The organism is Nitrososphaerota archaeon, assembly GCA_011605775.1.
Classification (GTDB): domain Archaea; phylum Thermoproteota; class Nitrososphaeria; order Nitrososphaerales; family JAAOZN01; genus JAAOZN01.
In genome coordinates, this window is sequence record JAAOZN010000069.1 from 1 (window position 1) to 5,173 (window position 5,173).

Genomic DNA, 5,173 nt, shown 5'->3' on the forward strand with positions numbered 1-5,173 from the left:
CCTACCTTCGACTTTACTGGAAGCAATAACGTAAAAATTCTTCCATCAGACCTCGACCTCAACGCTGTGCTTGCCATCTATGGTTCAGACGGTTTCGCATCACCGAACCCCAACCCAGGCGGCACCTTCCCCTAGCAGAAAGTCAGACAGTAAATAGATAGAGGCGGGATTGCGAGTGTATGCTGTTAAGGTAGGCAACCGGAGCACCAAAGATCAATATACGGAGTTCCGTAGAAGATGTTTATAGGAGTAAGGGTGCTTTTCTGCCCAAACTGCGGTAAGGTTGGGGGCTGAAGACCGAACTTCCTACCATTGCCCCTCTTGCGGATATAACCTTAAGCCTTCGATACCTTTAGAGCGTTAAAACTATTCGGTCTTTCAGTAGATAAGTTTGTGGAACGCAAATGAAATAGAGTCACAGTCATCACTATACATCTTCAAAGATAGTAGTGGAGTCTTTGCCAGTGACTTTAGTAGGGGTAGGTGGGCTGCACCTTCTTCCTTATCTGAATAATTTCATCAAGAACCTGCTGCTCCTCAGGGCTCAACCTATCAAGATACTTTTCCCTTAGCGTCCTCACCTCAGCCTCCTTAGGTAGGGAGTAGAGAACCTCCTTCTCAAAGATATGCCTACCAACCATAGGCTCCACCATCGATACCGCTACCTGCGCACCCTTTGGAGCTTCATCCAACGGTTTACCTTTATCCTGTATTTGATGGATCGTGCCAACAACCTTACCGTCACTATTCATGATCTGAATTTTCTGCCTCAGTTTACCCACGAGCACCTCAACTCCAAAGATTGCGGGGTTACTTCTTCTAAAGATATAGCCTTCCAGCACCTTAAACTTGCAGATGGGTGTTAGAGAATTGAATTCTCTGGCAGCAGCCTTCTCCTTCTCCTCATGAACCCACCTCGTATAACCCTCTATTAGGTTATAGATGATCGACTCGTTGAACACCTTTACCTTCTCCGAATCGATAGCTTCTTGAGCGTCTGGTAGAATCTTCACATTAAAACCTAGGATTACGCCTAGGTAGGGGTCCTCTTTAGCAACCATAGAAGCCTCGATCACCTCACGCCTCGTAACAGCACCTACATCAGCAATCCGAATAGGCACTCCTTGCTTCTTCAGCATATCAGTTATAGCCTCCAAAGAGCCTAAAGTATCGGCCTTAACGATCACACCTAACGTGTCGGTCTTTATGAAGACCTTTGAGACCTCGCTTTCGATAGCCTTCTTAACCTCTTCCCACCTATCTTCAGAAACCAAACCTACCAAAGGAGAACCAGCTAACACCCCCTCAAGCTCTTGGGCAACGATCTTCACACCAGCAGCAGCGCGAACTTCATCAACAGGTGTGAATCGATCCCTCGGATCACGCATCTCATCAAGGGGCTTAGGGAGAAAGAGCCCTCTTACCTTGGTCTTAAAGGCACCATCCCTCTTCACCATAGCAACCGTATCCCCAACCTTAAGCACACCATCGAGCAGAATCAAGTTAGCTGTTAGACCTAAGCCAACCTCCTCCCTCAGCTCCAGCACTATCCCCCTAGTCTGCTCCTCTGATGTAGTGAGCCTCTTCGCAAGATAATGCTGAGTCAAACCTATAAGCACCATAATCAGCTCGGGAATCCCCTCACCAGTTTTAGCACTTACTGGGACTATCGCCACTTCCCTCGAGAAATCCTTAACCCGATAGTATGCTTCGCTTCTAAACCCTAAGCGAGATAGGCTACCAACCACCCCGTAGATCCTAGCATCAAGCTCTTCTAGAACAGCCTTATCCTGCTTCTTCAAAGACTCTGTTAAGTAGGGTGTTGAAGCAGGTCTCCATCCTGTAAGCCTATCGATCTTGTTTAACGCAACCACAAACGGTACACGCCTGCGTGACAATATCTCAACACTCTCATATGTCTGCGCCTCAAACCCTCTAGTAATATCAACAACAAGTATGGCTATGTCAGCAGCAGAACCGCCTCTACTCCTAAGGTTGCTGAACGCCTCATGCCCAGGGGTGTCGATCACCAGAAGCCCAGGGACCCTAATAGAGCCACCAACCCTTTGAAGCAGAGGACCGCAGATGTGGATAAGCGTCTCTGTTGGAAAGAAGCTCGCACCTATATGCTGAGTCATCCCGCCAGCTTCACGCGCTTGAACAGCCGTACCACGAATCTTGTCCAATAGGGAGGTCTTGCCAGAATCCACATGCCCTAGTACCACAACGACAGGCTGCCTTACCCACTGCGATGTAGCCAACTATGCCTCCCCCTAGCCTCAGAGCCATCCACCAACGTTTAGTAGAGACTATAATTTAAGCAGATTCTTTTTAGCCGAAGACTATGGCAGTCTCCCTCTGAAAGCTCTCAGGAGAATCGGAGGCGTGTATCACGTTTTCAGTAACCCCTAATCCGAAGTCTCCACGTATTGTGCCCGGAGGGGCTTCCGGGGATCTTGTTGGGCCTATCATTAACCTCACTACACTGACCGCGTTAGGCGCCTCCAATATGGCTGCTACTACAGGACCAGATGTTATGAAGTTCACCAACTCTGTAAAAAAAGGTTTACCCACATGAGGCTCATAGAACCTCTCAGCCTGCTCCCTTGTGAAGGTGAACATCTTTAGATCTACGATCTTGAACCCCTTCTCCTCAAATCTAGAAAGTATCTTACCCACCAGACCTCTGCGCACAGCATCAGGTTTTACCACTATTAAAGTGCGTTCGCTCAAATCTTCTCGCCCTTTCGGTGATGCGCTGTCCATTTGAACTTTCTAGGATCCCTCTTGAGGTTAAGCGCATTCTTTCTACACTTAGAGGAGCAAAAGTATTCTATGGAGCCGTCGTTTCGCACAAGCATTATGCCGTAGCCTAGCTTCACTTCTCTGCCACAGAAACTGCACATCTTTCCCGACAGCATACCTCTCTTTACACCCTTACTTGATCTTCCTAGCCTCTCTCTCAGTTTCCCTGAGCATGAGTATGTCTTGCAACCTTACAGGACCCTTGACGTTGCGGGTAAGTATGCGCCCCTTGTCTTTACCCTCTAATATGCGGACACGTACCTGCGTTATCTCGCCAGCCACACCAGTCCTCCCAACGATCTGTATGACTTCAGCCGGTGTAAGTTTCTCTTCAGCGGCTTTGCTCATACCCGAATCACCTGCTACTTCTTAAGCTTGGCAACCTCATTAATAATCTGCTCTACTAGCGTCTGCGCCTCGCTAGGCTCGATGATTGCTGCTGAGGCTGCTGCAACATCTAACCCTAACGCTGAGCCTAGCTGTGCTTTACTAGGGACGTAAATGTACGGTATCTTTCTTTCTTCACATAAGATCGGTAGATGCGCAACTACTTCAGGAGGTTCAACATCTTCAGCCATGACCACAAGTTTAGCTATGCCGCGCTCCACCGCCTTTGTCGTCTCGTTTGTGCCCTTCTTAACCTTACCACTCTGCCTCGCTTGACGTACCGCTTCGTACGCTGCATCAGCCAGCTCCTTTGGCACATCGAATTTAACATAATATGGTTTACCGGTCATCTTAAATCACCTCTTATCGCTTCAGCCTTCAGCTGTTGTCTTTGGGATCATCTTAAGCTCCCCCATACCCGCTCTTAAACACTCACTAATAAACATGTCCTCACCCAACCTTACCTAGGTTTAGGCAGAAAAGCGGCACAATAACCTCCCTTGGGTGGAGACCACCGTGTCCACCCTTTAACTCAAACCCTCTGGATTTCGGTCTGTAGTTGTATGCTACTGCACCGCTTCTTTTAGGTAGCAGTATCAGGTCTCCTGTGCGATCAAATAGGTTTGGTTTAGCCTCGCCTAAACCAAATATCCCTTCATTAATCAATGTTCTAACATCATATATAACAAACAGATTGGCTAAGTGTTGCTCTACGTAACGGAAGATTTCTTCCCTCATGTCCGGTTTGATGTAGAGGCAAGCAGCCCTAGAATCCCCTGTTGGGGGTATATGTAAGGCGTTCAGAAGGGTTGGGTGATCAGATACCATCAACACTTCATCCGCCGCTAAAGTGACTTGACCGTGATCGCTTAAAGCGAGCATAGCAGTCTTCTTCGCTGCACTAGGGCACATCTTATCTATCAGATTACTCTTAAGCGACGAAAAGAAGGTTTCGAGCTCCGCTTCAGCCTCCTCACTCTCTGGGCCGTAGATGTGCGCAGATATGTCAAACCCGTCCCAATAAGGGAAGACGAAGAGCCGATCTTTAGATTGCTCGACTATTTTGCGGAGCCTTATGAAGAGATCAGAGGCGTTTACATAGGTCTCTATTTCTGCCTCTGAGCCGAGCATGGTTGTGAAGGGGCTTTCGCGGTAAAGCCTTCTTGTCATTATGATGGGGCGAGCTGCGCTTCGCTTCACTTTTGTGTGTACACTTTCTGCATTTAGGAAGGATGAAGGGTCTAGACCGGCTTGCAGCAGACTAGTGCTTTCAGGAGCGGCTGAGGGGGCGAAGTTTGTTAAGCTTAGAACTACACCTATCTCCTTCAGATGCATCGTGTACCCTATTATACCGTGCTCTATTGGTGTTAGCCCAGTATTTAGGGTGGTTAATGCGGTTGTTGTGGTGGAGGGGAATGTTGAGGTTAGCGGTATGAGCAGTGGGTTGAAACTCTTTAGATATTTGGCAACGAATCCTTTAGCTTGATAATAAGATAAACCGTCTATGAGCAGGAGTATGAGATTCTCAACACCATCCAAACATTCGTCTAGAGACGCTTCAGGAATAGGCATGTGCCTTAAAGATTTGTAGCCAAAGCATCTAAGCACGTTTGAGACGAGGTTTGCCAGACTGTACCCTTCATAATCTGGTTTGATCATCCACTCGTTTAAACGCCTCTCCAGCAATCTACGCTCTATTTCCTCACTTGTGGGCAAAGATCGCAACACCCTCGCCATCTACCCTACAGAACCCGAATCTAACAAACTGAATAATCTCGCCAAGTTTCAGGTTAGCAGCTTCCGCTTCAGCCAGCCCCCTAACCTCCTTCAGACTCTCACGGTTGAACTCGCCGTCTTTGAAGAGCACATCAGGAATCAGCACCCTATATGGTACGTTATCTTCTGTCACCCACTGAAATTTAGGTATTCCTTCCTTGAGTTCTTGGCTGGTGTAGGTTGCTGTGATCTGGTCTTCACCAAC

7 protein-coding genes are annotated in these 5,173 nt (G+C 47.9%); all 7 read right to left on the reverse strand.

The window, feature by feature from the left end; genetic code table 11:
* Positions 1-470: 470 nt before the first annotated feature.
* The gene (gene infB / locus HA494_06225; protein ID NHV97366.1) at positions 471-2,261 is read right to left on the reverse strand and encodes a translation initiation factor IF-2; all 1,791 of its coding nucleotides are present in this window, start codon (positions 2,259-2,261) and stop codon (positions 471-473) included.
* Positions 2,262-2,331: 70 nt separating this feature from the next.
* The gene (gene ndk / locus HA494_06230) at positions 2,332-2,733 is read right to left on the reverse strand and encodes a nucleoside-diphosphate kinase (protein NHV97367.1); all 402 of its coding nucleotides are present in this window, start codon (positions 2,731-2,733) and stop codon (positions 2,332-2,334) included.
* Positions 2,730-2,921, reverse strand: a complete 192-nt coding sequence (locus tag HA494_06235) for a 50S ribosomal protein L24e (GenBank protein ID NHV97368.1) — start codon at positions 2,919-2,921, stop codon at positions 2,730-2,732. The genes ndk and HA494_06235 overlap by 4 nt, the downstream gene beginning before the upstream one ends.
* Positions 2,922-2,937: 16 nt before the next feature.
* The gene (locus HA494_06240; protein ID NHV97369.1) at positions 2,938-3,153 is read right to left on the reverse strand and encodes a 30S ribosomal protein S28e; all 216 of its coding nucleotides are present in this window, start codon (positions 3,151-3,153) and stop codon (positions 2,938-2,940) included.
* A gap of 14 nt (positions 3,154-3,167) precedes the next feature.
* Complete coding sequence (locus tag HA494_06245) at positions 3,168-3,542, reverse strand: 50S ribosomal protein L7ae (GenBank protein ID NHV97370.1); 375 nt, start codon at positions 3,540-3,542, stop codon at positions 3,168-3,170.
* Positions 3,543-3,642: 100 nt separating this feature from the next.
* On the reverse strand, positions 3,643-4,908 hold the full coding sequence (locus tag HA494_06250; protein ID NHV97371.1) for an alkaline phosphatase family protein: 1,266 nt from the start codon (positions 4,906-4,908) through the stop codon (positions 3,643-3,645).
* Positions 4,895-5,173: glutamate--tRNA ligase (locus HA494_06255; protein NHV97372.1), on the reverse strand; the 279-nt coding region annotated here is incomplete at its 5' end. The genes HA494_06255 and HA494_06250, both read right to left, overlap by 14 nt.

Bases quoted from the DNA above. Each gene is read 5' to 3' on its own strand.
- HA494_06245 (NHV97370.1), bottom strand. From the start codon at position 3,542: ATGACCGGTAAACCATATTATGTTAAATTCGATGTGCCAAAGGAGCTG.
- HA494_06240 (NHV97369.1), bottom strand. From the start codon at position 3,153: ATGAGCAAAGCCGCTGAAGAGAAACTTACACCGGCTGAAGTCATACAG.
- HA494_06235 (NHV97368.1), bottom strand. From the start codon at position 2,921: ATGCTGTCGGGAAAGATGTGCAGTTTCTGTGGCAGAGAAGTGAAGCTA.